Consider the following 14,462-nt stretch of genomic DNA (forward strand, 5'->3'; position numbering starts at 1 on the left):
GATTGGGTTTTTCGACGCGGCAACCAGTGCCTGCGTGGATAACTCGGGCGCGTTTGACACATCAGACAAGCCGTCGGGCCCTTCAGGGCAAGCGGCGGACTTCGTTGGTCTGGCTGCGCAGATACTCCATCACCGCGGGACGTACCGATTGATCCCCGCGATCACGTGCGGCATGGATCACCTCGCGGATTTCCCCCAGATCAGAGCGGTGCAACATGCTTTTGACCGGCCCGATGGACGCGGGACGCATGGACAGCGTCGTAATCCCGATGGCAGCAAAGCACAGCGCCTCTATGGGGCGGCCCGCATCCTCGCCACAGAATGACAGTGGCGTACCGGTTTCGCGGCAACGGTCTACGATGTTCTCTAGGAAGGTCAGGAAACTGACGTTCAACGTGTCATAGCGGCGGCGCACCAGCTCGTTCTCGCGGTCGGCGGCAAAGAAGAACTGCTTCAGATCGTTGCCCCCGATCGACAGGAATTCGACCTCTTCGAAGAACTTCGTCGGGGCAAAGGCCAGCGACGGGGTCTCCAGCATCGCGCCAACTTCGATTTGCGACGGCAGCACATGGCCCAAGCGCGCCTCGCGGGCGAGCGTCTTGTCCATCTCGGCACGGGCGGCGCGGTATTCTTCGAACTGCGCGACGAAGGGGAACATCACCGACAGGGGGCGCCCGTTCGCCGCACGGATCAACGCCTGCAATTGCATCCGCATCATGCCCGGCTTGTCCAGCCCGACACGGATCGCACGCCAGCCCAAAGCGGGGTTTGGTTCGTCGTTGGGCTTCATATAGGGCAGCACCTTATCCGACCCGATATCCAACGTACGGAACACCACGCGTTTGCCCGACGCGGCATCCAACACGCGGCTATAAAGCGCGGACAGCTCCGACCGTTTCGGCATCTGGCTGCGCACAAGGAACTGAAGCTCTGTGCGGAACAGCCCCACCCCTTCGGCCCCTGACCCGTCAAGCGAGGGAAGATCCGCCATGAGACCCGCGTTCATATGCAGCCCGACCCGCGTGCCGCATTTGGTGATCGCCGGTTTGTCGCGGATCGACGCATAGCGTTCCTGCGCCTCGGCCTGCATCGCGATTTTGTCGCGGAAGGCAGAGGCAACGGTTTCCTCGGGGCGCAGATGCACCACGCCCTGTTCGCCATCCACCATGATCCGGTCGCCGTTCAGCGCATCATTGGTCACGCGGCTGGCGTGGACGATCAGCGGGATCGCCAGCGCCCGCGCGACAATCGCGGCATGGCTGCCAACCGACCCGCCCTCCAGCACGATACCGCGCAGAGAGCGGCCGTATTCCAACAGCTCAGCCGGTCCGATGTTGCGCGCCACCAGAATAGGATCGGTGGGCATCTCGGCCCCCGTGTTCGACCCCTGCCCTGTCAGGATGCGCAGCAAGCGGTTGCTGAGGTCATCGAGATCGGACAGACGTTCGCGCAGATAGGCGTCGGCGGCCTGCCCCATACGGGCGCGCGCCAGAGATTGCTCTTTCTCGACAGCCGCTTCGGCAGACAGGCCACGGCCGATGTCTTCCTCCATCCGGCGCAACCAGCCTTTGGAGTTGGCGAACATCCGATAGGCTTCAAGCACCTGTTGCTGGTCCTTGTCCCCCCCCGCCATCGCCATCATCTGATCCACGCTGACGCGCAAATCATCGACCGCCTCGTTCAGGCGTGCGGTTTCACTGGCAGGATCGTCGGCCACAAGCTTTGACACGACAACGCGCGGCTCGTGCAGCCAGACGTGGCCCTCGGCCACGCCCTCTTGCGCCACGGTGCCGCGGATCAGAACCGCCTGACTGTGCCGCGCGGACATCGCGGCACCCTCACCGACAAAGGCCCCCAGCTCGGTCATTTCGGCCAGTACCATGGCGACCACTTCCAGCGCATAAACCTCGTCAGCCGAGAATTCCCGCGCGGCTTTGGATTGCACGACCAGAACGCCCAGCATCTCGCCCAAGCGCTGCACCGGTATACCCAGAAAGCTTGAATACAGTTCTTCGCCCGTTTCCGGCATAAAGCGGAAACCGGGGGCCTGCGGGGCATTGGGCGTGTTGATAATACGTTTGCGTTTGGCGACGCGCCCGACCAGCCCCTCGCCCATCTTCATGCGCGTCTCGTGGACCGCATCGGCCTTCAGCCCTTCGGTCGCGCAAAGCTCTAGCGTGTCTTCATCGCGGAACAGGTAGATAGAGCAGACCTCGCAGCCCATAGAGGACGCGATCAGATGCGTGATCTTGTCCAGCCGCGCCTGCCCTGCATCATCACTGGCCATGGCATCGCGTAAGCGACCCAACAGCTTGCGGCTTTCTGTCTCTATCCCATCAGCCATGTGATCATTTCCCCCCGGCGATGCCAGCTTAGATCACAGGCGTCCCAAAATTGAAACGCCTGATATCATTGACATCTATCATCTGCTCCCCGAGGCCGGAAGATGCGTTTTCCCCTGTTGCGGGAAAACGCTGTGATCTTCGCAGGTGGGGTGCCCGGGAATTAGGCGCGTTTGTCCAGCTCGAACGCGTCATGCAGCGCCTGAACGGCCAGCTCCATGTATTTGCGGTCGATCAGAACAGAGATTTTGATCTCGGAGGTGGTGATGACCTTGATGTTCACACCCTCGTTCGACAACACCTGAAACATCTTCGCCGCAACGCCGGTGTGGCTACGCATGCCGATACCCACGACGGACACTTTCGCGACATCTGTGTCCGCGATCAGATCGTCGAAATTCAGCTCGCCCGATTTTTTCGCGGCATCAATCGCGACTTCCGCGCGTTTGATCTGATCGACGGGGCAGGACCACGTCATATCGGTGCGCCCCTCTTCCGAGATGTTCTGAACGATCATATCGACGTTCACGCCACCATCGCTGAGCGCGGTGAAGATCGCGGCGGCAATGCCGGGGCGATCCGCGACCGATACCAGCGTCATCTTTGCTTCGTCACGCGAAAACGCGATACCGGATACTACATTGCTTTCCATAATTTCCTCCTCGGCGCAGACCAGCGTTCCAGCCTCGTCTGATTGTTCCTCAAAACTGCTCAGCACGCGCAGCTTGACCTTGTACCGCATGGCCAGTTCGACCGACCGGGTTTGCAGGACCTTGGCCCCCAGCGACGCCAGTTCCAGCATCTCTTCAAAGGCGATCTTGTCGAGCTTGCGCGCCTTGGCGCTCACCCGCGGGTCGGTGGTGTAGACCCCGTCCACATCAGTGTAGATATCGCAACGCTCTGCATCAAAGGCGGCGGCAAAGGCGACGGCGGTGGTATCCGACCCGCCACGCCCCAGCGTGGTGATCCGGCCCTCGGGGGAAACGCCCTGAAAGCCCGCGACAACCGCGACGCGCATGCCTTCGCCGAATTTCGCCATGATGTTTGCAGGCGGAATTTCCTCGATCCGGGCCGAGGAATGCGCCGAAGTCGTCTTGACCGGCACTTGCCAGCCTTGCCAACTGCGCGCCGGTACGTCCATTTCCTGCAAGGTCAGCGCCATCAGGCCCGCGGTGACATTCTCGCCCGAGGAGACGACAGCGTCATATTCGCGCGCGTCATATAGCGGAGAGGTTTCGTTCACCCAGCCGACCAGCTCGTTCGTCTTTCCCGACATGGCGGAAACGATGACGATCACGTCATAGCCCTTGGCCACTTCAACGCCCACGCGTTTGGCCGCGCGGCGGATACGGTCCAAGGTGGCCACCGACGTGCCACCAAACTTCATCACCAGAACAGGCATATGTCCCCCGTTGCAAAACTCCGGCGCGGTGTACGCGCAAGCGCCGCCCTTAGCAAGCCCGCAGGCCGCTGTCGTAACGCAGGGAAATTATGTGTGAACCGCAAGTTGCAAGGTGACGCGGCGGGGTATCCGCCCGCCAAAGGTCGCCTGCGACCCGCCGTCTATGACGTGGTGCGCTTGGCCCGAAACGGCAGCGGCGTCAGCGGGATACCCTCTTCGATCAGGGCGACGGCTTCGTCCAGACGCGCCTCGCCATAGATTGACCGGTCGGGCGCATCCCCGATGTGGATGGCACGGGCTTCACGCACAAAATCATCGCCCACATATTCCGAGGAGGTTTCGACCTTTTCGCGCAGCGCCTTCAGCGCCTCTTCCAACGCGCTTTGAGGTTTCGATAGCACCGGAACTGCGGCGTCCGGCTTTTGACCACCCTCACCGCGGTTCTCGCGGCGCTCGCCGGTTGTAACACGGGGGGCCATCATGCCCTTGGTCACCTTGGTCGACCCACACAGCGCGCAGGTCAGATGCCCCGCCTGCGCCAGCGCATCAAAGGCGGCGGCAGATTTGAACCAGCTTTCAAACTGGTGGTCCTGATCACATTTCAGCGAAAACTTGATCATCGCGCCCGCAGGCATCCTCTCGTTGTTAAGATATGTTAAAAATGGGGGCGCAAGCCGGTCCCGTCAAGCGGCTCAACTCCGCCCACGCGGATCGAAGTCCCGGATCATGCGCGCCAGCTCGGGCTCTGACACCATTTTGGCGGCCTTCTTGCGCGACATCCACTTGCGCCGGCGCTGGCCGGCTTCGGGGTATTTATCGGCGGTGATCTTGACCTCTACGGGATAGAGCATGGCCACCACCGGCAACATCTCTCCACCGTCCATTTCCTTTGTGTAGGAATAGACGCCAAGGCAGCCGCCCGTGACCCGCCCGCGCACGCCCGCTTCTTCCCATGCCTCGCGCGCGGCGGCGGCACCGGGGGTTTTGGCATCCATCGGCCAGCCTTTCGGCACAATCCAGCGTTTCGCCCCCCGAGACGTGATCAACAGCACCTGCACCTTGCCTTGGCGCACGCGGTAACACAGCGCGGCGAACTGTGTTCGCACCTCTCCCTTGCGGGCACCTTGCAGTGATATGGGCAGCTGTTTCATGCGGGGCATTCTGTCTCCGGGGTGGTACGGCAACAAAAGCCTACCCGTGCCGTGATGACAAGACCAGTCGCCCTTGCACGCCCCTACGGCATGGCGGATACTGCGGGAATGAAACGTTTTTTGCCGCTCATTTTTGCAGCGCTGCTGCCCACCCTCACGCAGGCAGAGCAGCCTTCGGTGACGGTCTTTGCGGCCGCCAGCCTGCGCGGTGCCCTGGACGAGGTCGCGCGCGGCTATGACGGCGATGTGGCGCTGTCTTTTGGCGGGTCCGGCACGATGGCGCGGCAGATCGATGCGGGTGCCCCTGCCGATGTGGTCTTGCTCGCCGCACCGGTCTGGATGACATGGCTGCGAGATCGCGGCGCGGTCCAGGCTGACGCAGTGGTTGATCTGCTGGGCAATTCGCTTGTGCTGATCGCCCCCGCAGACAGCAATATCGCCCCGGACCCCGCCGATCTTGCGGGTGCCCTTGGCGATGCACGGTTAGCGATGGGTCAACGGGACGCCGTGCCCGCCGGTATCTATGCGCGCGAATGGCTTGAGGTTACCGGACAATGGGAGGCAATCGCCCCGCATCTGGCAGAGACGGATAACGTGCGCAGCGCCCTGGCTTTGGTCGCGCGGGCAGAGACGCCTTTGGGCGTGGTTTACCGCACCGATGCTTTGGCCGAACCACAGGTCCGCATCCTTTACGATATCCCGCAGGGGACACACAGCCCGATCACCTACCCCGCCGCCGCGCTTACTGACAGCGGCGCGGCCTTCATGGTGCATCTGCAGTCCGACGACGCCCGCGCGGTCTTTGCCCGCCACGGCTTCAAGCCGCTGCCTGAATGACCGCAGACGCCGCCGCCTGGGACGCGCTGCGTCTGTCGCTTTGGGTTGCAGTTTGGGCGACGCTGCTGGCGATCCCGCTGGCGCTTTGGGTGGCGTGGCTGCTGGCGCGGCGGGATTTCTGGGGCAAGGCGCTGCTGAATGCCGCCGTGCATCTGCCGCTGGTTTTGCCGCCCGTGGTCACGGGGTATCTGCTGCTGATGGCATTCGGGCGGAACGCGCCCTTGGGCCGCGCATTGGACGCCATCGGGTTGCAACTGGCGTTCCACTGGTCCGGCGCGGTGCTGGCGGCGATCATCATGGGGTTCCCCTTGATGGTCCGCGCCATGCGCCTCGCGATAGAGGCGGTGGACCCCAAGCTTGAAAACGCCGCTGCCACGCTCGGTGCCCCCCGCGTGGCGGTTTTCGCCCGTGTCACCCTCCCCCTCATTTTGCCCGGTGTGCTGGCGGGGACCGTGATGGGCTTTGCCAAAGCCATGGGCGAATTTGGTGCCACGATCACCTTTGTCGCCAATATCCCCGGCCAGACGCAAACCCTGCCAAGCGCCATCTGGGCCGCCTTGCAGATACCCGGTGGCGAGGGTCAGGCGGTGGCGATGGTGCTTATGTCTTCGGCCATCGCGGTCAGCGCCGTGCTTCTGTCCGAGCTGCTCGCCCGCCGCGTTGCCAAAAGGATCGCGGGCACATGACGCTTTCCCTGTCCCTGTCGCACCGCTTTGACGGCTTCGCGCTGGACCTCGCGCTTGAGGCCGGGCCCGGCATCACCGCGCTGTTTGGCCGGTCGGGGGCCGGAAAATCCACCGTGATCAACGCTGTTGGCGGCTTGCTCCACCCCGACCGCGGGCGCGTCGTGATCGAGGACGAGGTGCTGCTGGACACCGAAGGCGGCATCTATGTCCCCCCTCACAAGCGCCGCCTTGGCACCGTGTTTCAGGATGCGCGACTGTTCCCGCATCTCAGCGTGGCGCAAAACCTGATGTTCGGTGCCCGCTATGCGCCGCGCGGCAGCAGCGGCCCGTCACAACGCGACGTGGTGGCACTGCTTGGGCTAGAGACATTGCTTGACCGCGCGCCTGCCACGCTATCAGGCGGCCAAAAGCAGCGCGTCGCCTTGGGGCGTGCCTTGCTGAGCCACCCGCGCATGTTGCTGATGGATGAACCGCTCGCCAGTCTGGACGGGCCCCGCAAGCAAGAGATTTTGCCCTTTTTCGAACGGCTGCGCGACGGGCCGCTGGGGCTGCCGATCCTGTATGTCAGCCACGCAGTGGACGAGATCGCGCGGCTAGCCGATACGCTTGTACTGATCCAGAACGGGACAGTGCAGGCGCAGGGCCCGCTGTTCGATGTCATGGCCGATCCCGCCGCCGTGCCCCTGCTTGGTGTCCGCGAGGCGGGTGCCGTGATCGAGGCGGATGTCCTTGAGCATGGCAATGACGGGATCACGACCCTGCGGATCAGCGCCGGAGAGCTTGAGCTGCCCGGCGTGCACGCCGATGCCGGTGCCCGCGTGCGGCTGCGGGTGCTGGCCCAAGATGTGATCCTGTCCCTGACCCGCCCCGAGGGGCTGAGCTCGGTCAATGTGCTGCCCGTCACGGTCGAGGCGATTCATCCCGGCGACGGTCCAGGCGCGGCCATTGCCCTGCGTGCGGGGCGTGACCGGTTGCTCAGCCGTGTGACGGCCCGCGCTGTCGCCGAGCTTGGCCTGACACCGGGCATGACCTGCTATGCGATCCTCAAGGCCACCACGGTCGCGCCGGGCAGTATCGGGCGCTAGGCGATCTTGCGCAGCCCGACCTTGGCGCGCAGCCGTTCGACCAGTTCTTCGTGGGGGACATCCGCATCAATCGCCAGCTTGCGCAGCCCGAAATGCACATGGGCCATATCTTCGTAATAGCTGGTATAGGCATAGTTGGTCGCCGCACCGGCCACCGCCCCCAGCACCGGCACCGCCTGCGCGGCCAGCTTTTGCCCCAAGACCAGCGCCAGACGCGGAGCCACTTTGGCAATCACCGCCTGCATGGCGCGCCCGCTTAACGCGACCCGCGCCGACAGAAACGCCAGATCGGCCCCGTCATCTTCTGACAAGGGCCCCGCGGCGCTGAACACCTGCACGCAATCGAACTGCACGTTCTCGGCATGGGCATCAAAGCCGTGTTCCACCGCTACCCCCTGAATAACGCGGAGCAACAAGGTCGTCGTCACCGGCAGCTCTGCCAGTGCCGTGGGCAGGCCACCTGCGCCGCCCGCCGCCCCCATCGCCGCGCTGACCGCCTGGTTCAGCCAGCTTTTCTGGTCCGGCACCATCGACCGCGTCGACGTCGCTGCCTTCATCGCCTGGCCCAATGCCTTGACGGTGGCGCTTTCGAGATTGCGGCGCACGGGCGAGGGAAGCTTGTCGATCAACCCCTCGGCGCTGCCGCCGATGACGTTCAACACATTGATACCCACGCCGCCCGCGCTTTTGTAGCGCTTGGCGATCTGGTCCAGCCGTGCCTCTACGTCAATGGTGCTGGGTAGGTTGCTTTCAATCTGCATGGGGTGGGGCCTCCGCCTGTTTGGCTAGAATGTGGGCCATCCCGCCGTCGCTTTCAATGTGGCCAAGCGGTGACATCGCCCGCGATGCCCTCCCACGCGCCATCGACCAGCGCGCGGCCCAACACCCGTTCAGGGTTCGTTGGCGGCGGCATCACCACATCGGTCAGCAAGGTAAAGCCGAAGCGGTTATAGTAAGGCGCATCCCCCACCAGCATCACGCGCGACCACCCCAGCGGGGCCGCTTGCGCCAGACTGCCCTCTATCAGCAAGGCACCCAAGCCTTCGCCCTGCCGCGTCGGGTGCACGGCAACGGGCCCCAACAACAGCGCGGCATGGGCACCGATACAGATCGGCCAATAGCGTATGGCCCCGGCAAGGATACCGCCCGCGTCACGTGCCACATGGTTCAGCCCTGCCACCGGCGGCACCCCGTCGCGCAGGCGATAGGACGACAACGCCTCGCGTCCCGGCGCAAAGCAGGTGTCGTACAACGCTTCGACTTCCCAGTGATCGGCAGCCGTCTCGGGGGTAATATGATACAAGGCGTGGCCCTCTGGACGGTTTTCCTGTGGCGCTGCCTTTATCATGGCGCTAGCCATAGGTGCAAACCATGAGGAGAGTTTGATGTTCTACCGCCCGCAAGACGGCCACCCCCTGCCCCATAACCCGTTCAACGCGATTGTCACCCCACGCCCGATCGGATGGATCTCCACCCGCGATGCAGACGGGAACGACAATCTGGCCCCCTATTCGTTTTTCAACGGGGTCGCCTATACGCCGCCGCAGGTGATGTTTGCCTCTACCGGGACCAAGGCCGATGTGGACGGGACCAAGGACAGCATGGCCAACATCCGCGAGACCGGCGTCTTCTGCGTTAACATTGTCGAATACGCGATGCGCGACGCGATGAACGCCTCCTCTGCGACGCTGCCCCATGGCGCGGATGAATTCGGCCACGCTGGCATCGAAAAAGCGAACTGCGACCAGATCAACTGCGCCCGTGTGGCGACCGCCCCTGCCAGCCTGGAATGCCGCATGACCCAGATGGTCAAGATCGAGGGAGAGAACAACTTTGTCGTCTTCGGCGAGGTCGTCGGCGTCCATATGCGCGACGATTGCATCAAGGACGGGCGGTTCGACGTGACGACCTACCAACCGCTGTCCCGCTTGGGCTACCGCGATTATGCCCGCGTGACCGACGTGTTCGAGATCATCCGCCCCGACGATTGATCCCGCCCCATCCCGAAAAGCGAAAAGCCCCCGATGCGGACTGCATCGGGGGCTTTTTGTTTCAGTCGGTCAGGCGGTTCAGTGACCGCCAAGAATGCCGGTACGGACCTGATAATTCGCCGCGATCTCGTAGTCGGGATCATCGTCGCTATCGATCATCAGATGCCCGGCCTTCTTCAGCAAACGGTGACAATCGCGGCTGAGGTGGCGCAGCTGGATGCGCTTGCCCGCGCCTTCGTATTTCGCGGCAATCGTCTCGATCGCTTGCAGGGCGGATTGGTCCACAACGCGGCTGTCCTCGAAATCGACGATCACCTCGCTGGGGTCGGCCTTGACGTTAAAGAGCTCGGCGAAACCTTCGGACGATCCAAAGAACAGCGGCCCCTGAATCTGATAGACTTTGGCCCCTTCAGGTGTGGTGTATGTCTTGGCGTGGATGCGACGCGCATTGTTCCACGCATAGGCCAGCGCCGACACGATCACACCGACGACCACCGCGACCGCAAGGTCCTCATAGACGGTGACGACGGTCACCAGCAGGATCACGAAGGCATCGGTCAGGGGCACTTTGCGCAGGATCCCAAAGGAGTTCCACGCGAAGGTGCCGATCACGACCATGAACATCACCCCGACCAGTGCTGCCAGCGGGATCTGTTCGATCAGCGGCGCGCCGACCAGAATGAACAGCAGCAAAAAGACCGCAGCCGCGATCCCCGCAACCCGCGTGCGCCCGCCGGATTTCACGTTGATCATGGACTGACCGATCATGGCGCAGCCGCCCATACCGCCGAAGAAGCCGGTCACGGTATTGGCCACGCCCTGTGCGATACATTCCTGGCTGGCCCCGCCGCGGGTGTTAGTCAGGTCGCTGACAAGGTTCAACGTCAGCAGCGATTCAATCAGGCCGATGGCCGCAAGGATCACCGCATAGGGCAGGATGATATACAGCGTCTCAAGCGTGAAGGGTGCCAAGGCGGTGCCGTACAGGCCGACACCTTCGCCAAACGGCATGTGGAACGTCGGAAAGCCGCCCTCGATCGAGGCCAGATCGCCGACCCGTGGCACATCCATGCCCGTCGCGATCACCAGAATGGCGATGATGCCGATGCCTGCCAGCGGTGCGGGGATCAGCTTGGTGATGCGCGGCATGACCCAGATGATCGCCATCGTCGCGGCTACCAACGCCAACATCAGATACAACGGCCCACCCGACAGCCATTCGCCACCCGACATGCCGTGACCTGTATCAACCATCGTGCCCGGCACTTTGAACTGGCCCATCTGGGCAAGGAAGATCACGATGGCCAGACCGTTCACAAACCCCAGCATAACAGGGTGCGGCACCAGCCGCATGAACTTGCCCCATTGCATGACACCCGCGAAAATCTGGATCAGCCCCATCAGCACGACCGTGGCGAACAGATATTCAACACCGTGCTGCGCGACCAATGCGACCATCACAACCGCCAAAGCACCCGTCGCCCCCGAGATCATCCCCGGACGCCCGCCGATCAACGCGGTGATCAACCCCACCAGGAAGGCCGCATAGAGGCCCACCAACGGGTGGACCCCTGCGACAAAGGCAAAGGCAACCGCTTCGGGCACAAGGGCTAGAGCGACGGTCAGCCCCGACAGCAATTCGATGCGCAGCCGCGACGGAGAGAACCCCTCTCCCGGCATCCATCTCAGGTCGGTCACATCAAGATTTTTGGTAAAACTACGGAACGTGGTACGCGCCATCGGGCATCCTTCGGGTCAAATCGCATCAATAAGTCGGAAAGGTCTTTGCGGCCTCCTAGCTGAAACGTGAACAAAATGGAAGCCACGCGACGGCGCGGGCCGGATTTGAGGCTTTCCCTATGGGCCAAGCTTGATACTCTGCCCGCAACTCAATCCAAGGGCGACTTCATGACACAGACGAAAATTGCCGTGATCGGCGGCTCCGGCATCTATGACATCAACGGGCTGGAGGGGGCCGAATGGCTTACCGTGGAAAGCCCCTGGGGCCCGCCCTCCGATGCGATCCTGACCGGGACGCTCGACGGGGTAGAGATGGCCTTTCTGCCGCGCCACGGGCGCCGACATGTGCATGCGCCCTCTACCGTTCCCTACCGCGCCAATATCGACGCGCTGAAACGGCTCGGCTGCACGGATGTGATCAGCGTCTCGGCCTGCGGGTCGTTCCGCGATGAAATGGCACCGGGAGATTTCGTGATCGTGGACCAGTTCATCGACCGCACCATCGCGCGGGAGAAATCTTTCTTCGGCACCGGCTGCGTGGCCCATGTCAGCGTGGCGCACCCCACCTGCCCGCGTTTGGGCGACGCCTGCGAAACCGCTGCGCGCGACGCCGGCATCAACGTGCACCGCGGCGGCACCTACCTTGCGATGGAGGGGCCGCAGTTCAGCACATTGGCGGAATCCAAGATGTACCGCGAAAGCTGGGGCGCGGATGTGATCGGCATGACCAATATGCCCGAAGCGAAATTGGCCCGCGAGGCAGAGCTTTGCTATGCCTCGGTCGCGATGATCACGGATTACGATAGCTGGCACCCGGACCACGGCGAGGTCGATGTGACCAAGATCATCGAGACCTTGATGGGCAATGCCGACAAGGGCCGTCAGTTGGTCGCCCGCTTGCCCAAACTGCTAGGAGCCGACCGCGCCCCCTGCCCGCATGGCTGCGACCGCGCGTTGGAATATGCGATCATGACCCAGCCAGAAATGCGCGACGCGGCCCTTGTGGCCAAGCTGGATGCCGTCGCGGGTCGTGTGCTTTAGGTGCCCTGCAAACGCTGTCGCAGCACCCTTTGCGAGTGCTGTGCCAGCTGAGTTTATTTGGCAAAATGAAGCGGGGCCTTGCGGCTTTGACGTGATGTCCCGCGGGGCCGCGCTGTGGAAGATGCTTGCTGACAGGGGGCGTGTCGCTTAACGCTGTGGCGCGGTTGTTGCGCTGGTGTGGCGACCGACCAAAGCCCAACGACCGGAGCACTGCATGAAACAGGTTCAAGATTACATCCGTACCATTGTCGATTTCCCCCACGAAGGGATCATGTTTCGCGATGTGACCACGCTTTTCGCCGACCCGCGCGGGTTCCGTATGGCCATCGACCAGATGCTGCACCCCTATGCCGGCATCGACATCGACAAGGTCGTCGGGCTTGAGGCGCGCGGCTTTATTCTGGGCGGCGCGATCGCGCATCAGCTGTCCGTCGGCTTTGTACCTATTCGCAAGAAGGGCAAGCTGCCCGGTCGCACCATCTCTCAGGATTACAAGCTGGAATACGGCGAGGCGATTGTGGAACTGCACGACGACGCGATCCAGCCCGGTGAGAAAGTGTTGGTTGTCGACGATCTACTGGCCACCGGTGGCACCGCCGAGGCGGGGATCAAGCTGATCCAGCGTTTGGGCGGCGAGATCGTGTCCTGCGCCTTTATCATCGACCTGCCGGAACTTGGCGGGCGCAAGCGGCTGGAAGCGATGGGGATGGAGGTCAACGCGCTTTGTGCCTTTGAAGGCGCGTAAACCGCATTGCCGAGACTTTATTCCGGCGCGGGGAACATCGCGCCGGGGTTCATGATCCCGTTCGGATCCAGCGCCGCCTTGATCGCGCGCAACGCAGAGAGCTTCGCCGGATCGCTATAACGTTCGAGGTCTTTGACCTTGAGCCGCCCGATCCCGTGCTCCGCACTGACAGAGCCGCCGAGTTCGTGCACCAGATCATGGATCGCCGTCTTGATGGGCAAGCGATCCTCCAGATGATCCTCGCGGCTTCGGCCCTGCACCGGGAAAACGTTGTAGTGCAGGTTGCCGTCGCCCACATGGCCGAAACAATTGATCCTGAAATCGCCCAGCGCGCCGATCTTTTCCCCCGCGCGGATGATAAATTCGGGCAGCGCACCCAAGGGGACCGAGATATCGTGGCTGGAGATCGACCCGATCTGGCGGTTGGCGTGGGGCATCATCTCGCGGACGGCCCAGAAATCTTCGGACTGCTGCTGACTTTGCGCGATAAGCCCGTCTGTCACCAGCTCCGCCTCGAAGGCGGCGGCAAACAGTGTCTCGAGCGCCGCCATCGGTTCCAGATCACCGCTGAGGCCCAATTCGATCAGCACGCTCCATTCTGGCGGGGTGTCGAAGGGCTGGCGGAGTTCGGGCATCTTTTCGGTGAGAAAATCCAGCCCGACGCCGTTCATGATCTCGAACGCGCTGATCATCTCGCCCAACTGACTGCGCGCGAGCGACAGCAGCTTCAGCGCCGCCGCCGGAGAGTTCACGACCAGCAGCGCGGTCCCCGTCTTGGCGGGCCGCGGGAAGAGTTTGAGCGCCGCGGCGGTGATGACGCCAAGCGTGCCCTCGGCACCGACCAGCAGGTGACGCAGATCGTAGCCGGTGTTGTTCTTGCGCAGCCGTGTCAGGCCGTTCCAGATCTGTCCATCGGGCAGCACGGCCTCTAGCCCCAGACAGAGATCACGGGCGTTGCCATAGCGCAGCACGCCGGTGCCACCCGCATTTGTCGCCAGATTACCCCCAATGCGGGCAGAGCCCTGAGCCGCGAGGGTCAGGGGAAACAGGCGATCCGCCGCCTCGGCGGCGTCTTGCACGTCAGACAGGATCATCCCCGCCTCTGCCACCAACACGTTTTCGTCCGGGTAGACAGCGCGAAGTTTGTTCATGCGTTCCAGCGACAGGATCAGTGAGGCGGGGCCAGTTTCTGCCACTTGACCGCCCACAAGTCCGGTACCTCCGCCATAGGGGATCACGCCGACCCGTGCTGCATTGGCATGGCGGATCAGTATCGCGACCTCTTCGACCGTGCGTGGCAGGGCCAGCACGGCCGATTTTCCGGCATACAGCCCGCGGGGTTCTTCCAGATATCGGGGTTCGACCGCGCGGAAGACGTCGGGCGACAGATCGGCACGCAGCGCGGCCTCGAATGCGGGATCGGCGGGGTTCAATGTCATGGC

Annotated in this window: 14 protein-coding genes; 6 read left to right on the forward strand and 8 right to left on the reverse strand. The window is 63.0% G+C overall.

The features are described 5' to 3' along the window. Positions 1 to 82 precede the first annotated feature (82 nt). The 4 genes from ptsP to ACTRWK_RS01860 form a co-directional block, all read right to left on the reverse strand. Positions 83 to 2,344, reverse strand: coding sequence for a phosphoenolpyruvate--protein phosphotransferase (gene ptsP / locus ACTRWK_RS01845; protein WP_005849365.1), 2,262 nt, complete (start codon positions 2,342 to 2,344; stop codon positions 83 to 85). Between the two features lie 161 nt (positions 2,345 to 2,505). Further along, entirely contained in the window at positions 2,506 to 3,744 is a 1,239-nt protein-coding gene (locus ACTRWK_RS01850; RefSeq protein ID WP_005849367.1) for an aspartate kinase, read from the reverse strand. A 161-nt stretch (positions 3,745 to 3,905) separates the two neighbouring features. Next, positions 3,906 to 4,364, reverse strand: a complete 459-nt coding sequence (locus ACTRWK_RS01855; RefSeq protein ID WP_235602555.1) for a DUF1178 family protein — start codon at positions 4,362 to 4,364, stop codon at positions 3,906 to 3,908. Between the two features lie 72 nt (positions 4,365 to 4,436). Continuing rightward, positions 4,437 to 4,895 (reverse strand): NUDIX hydrolase, encoded by a 459-nt coding sequence (locus ACTRWK_RS01860; RefSeq protein ID WP_243250566.1) that lies wholly within the window; start codon positions 4,893 to 4,895, stop codon positions 4,437 to 4,439. A 108-nt stretch (positions 4,896 to 5,003) separates the two neighbouring features. On the opposite strand from ACTRWK_RS01860, the gene modA reads away from it, so the two are divergent. Genes modA through modC form a run of 3 tightly spaced genes read left to right on the forward strand, consistent with a single transcriptional unit; the run spans position 5,004 to position 7,503 of the window. Next, a complete protein-coding gene (gene modA, locus ACTRWK_RS01865) occupies positions 5,004 to 5,732 on the forward strand; it encodes a molybdate ABC transporter substrate-binding protein (protein WP_462843770.1) in 729 nt (242 codons plus the stop codon). Continuing rightward, positions 5,729 to 6,418 (forward strand): molybdate ABC transporter permease subunit, encoded by a 690-nt coding sequence (gene modB, locus ACTRWK_RS01870; protein ID WP_289081211.1) that lies wholly within the window; start codon positions 5,729 to 5,731, stop codon positions 6,416 to 6,418. Before modA ends, modB begins: the two co-directional genes overlap by 4 nt. Continuing rightward, on the forward strand, positions 6,415 to 7,503 hold the full coding sequence (gene modC, locus ACTRWK_RS01875; RefSeq protein ID WP_462843771.1) for a molybdenum ABC transporter ATP-binding protein: 1,089 nt from the start codon (positions 6,415 to 6,417) through the stop codon (positions 7,501 to 7,503). Before modB ends, modC begins: the two co-directional genes overlap by 4 nt. Here modC and ACTRWK_RS01880 read toward each other — a convergent pair. Both ACTRWK_RS01880 and ACTRWK_RS01885 read right to left on the reverse strand, forming a co-directional pair. Next, complete coding sequence (locus ACTRWK_RS01880) at positions 7,500 to 8,264, reverse strand: EcsC family protein (RefSeq protein ID WP_005849379.1); 765 nt, start codon at positions 8,262 to 8,264, stop codon at positions 7,500 to 7,502. The two genes, modC and ACTRWK_RS01880, sit on opposite strands and share 4 nt — an antisense overlap. Positions 8,265 to 8,317: 53 nt before the next feature. Then, positions 8,318 to 8,851 (reverse strand): GNAT family N-acetyltransferase, encoded by a 534-nt coding sequence (locus ACTRWK_RS01885; RefSeq protein ID WP_009825105.1) that lies wholly within the window; start codon positions 8,849 to 8,851, stop codon positions 8,318 to 8,320. Between the two features lie 37 nt (positions 8,852 to 8,888). Between ACTRWK_RS01885 and ACTRWK_RS01890 the strand changes: the two genes are divergently transcribed. Then, positions 8,889 to 9,494 (forward strand): flavin reductase family protein, encoded by a 606-nt coding sequence (locus tag ACTRWK_RS01890; RefSeq protein ID WP_168592508.1) that lies wholly within the window; start codon positions 8,889 to 8,891, stop codon positions 9,492 to 9,494. A gap of 78 nt (positions 9,495 to 9,572) precedes the next feature. On the opposite strand, the gene ACTRWK_RS01895 is transcribed toward ACTRWK_RS01890, so the two are convergent. Continuing rightward, positions 9,573 to 11,234: a SulP family inorganic anion transporter gene (locus ACTRWK_RS01895; RefSeq protein WP_005849385.1), complete on the reverse strand. Its 1,662-nt coding sequence runs from the start codon at positions 11,232 to 11,234 to the stop codon at positions 9,573 to 9,575. A 168-nt stretch (positions 11,235 to 11,402) separates the two neighbouring features. On the opposite strand from ACTRWK_RS01895, the gene ACTRWK_RS01900 reads away from it, so the two are divergent. Together ACTRWK_RS01900 and ACTRWK_RS01905 are read left to right on the forward strand one after the other, a co-directional pair. After that, on the forward strand, positions 11,403 to 12,275 hold the full coding sequence (locus tag ACTRWK_RS01900; protein WP_037944684.1) for an S-methyl-5'-thioadenosine phosphorylase: 873 nt from the start codon (positions 11,403 to 11,405) through the stop codon (positions 12,273 to 12,275). Positions 12,276 to 12,489: 214 nt separating this feature from the next. Continuing rightward, positions 12,490 to 13,020, forward strand: a complete 531-nt coding sequence (locus ACTRWK_RS01905; protein ID WP_009825109.1) for an adenine phosphoribosyltransferase — start codon at positions 12,490 to 12,492, stop codon at positions 13,018 to 13,020. A gap of 17 nt (positions 13,021 to 13,037) precedes the next feature. Here ACTRWK_RS01905 and ACTRWK_RS01910 read toward each other — a convergent pair whose 3' ends face one another. Further along, positions 13,038 to 14,459, reverse strand: coding sequence for an FAD-binding oxidoreductase (locus tag ACTRWK_RS01910; protein WP_462843772.1), 1,422 nt, complete (start codon positions 14,457 to 14,459; stop codon positions 13,038 to 13,040). Positions 14,460 to 14,462 lie beyond the last annotated feature (3 nt).

The organism is Sulfitobacter sp. G5_S2_6_S6 (assembly GCF_054968505.1).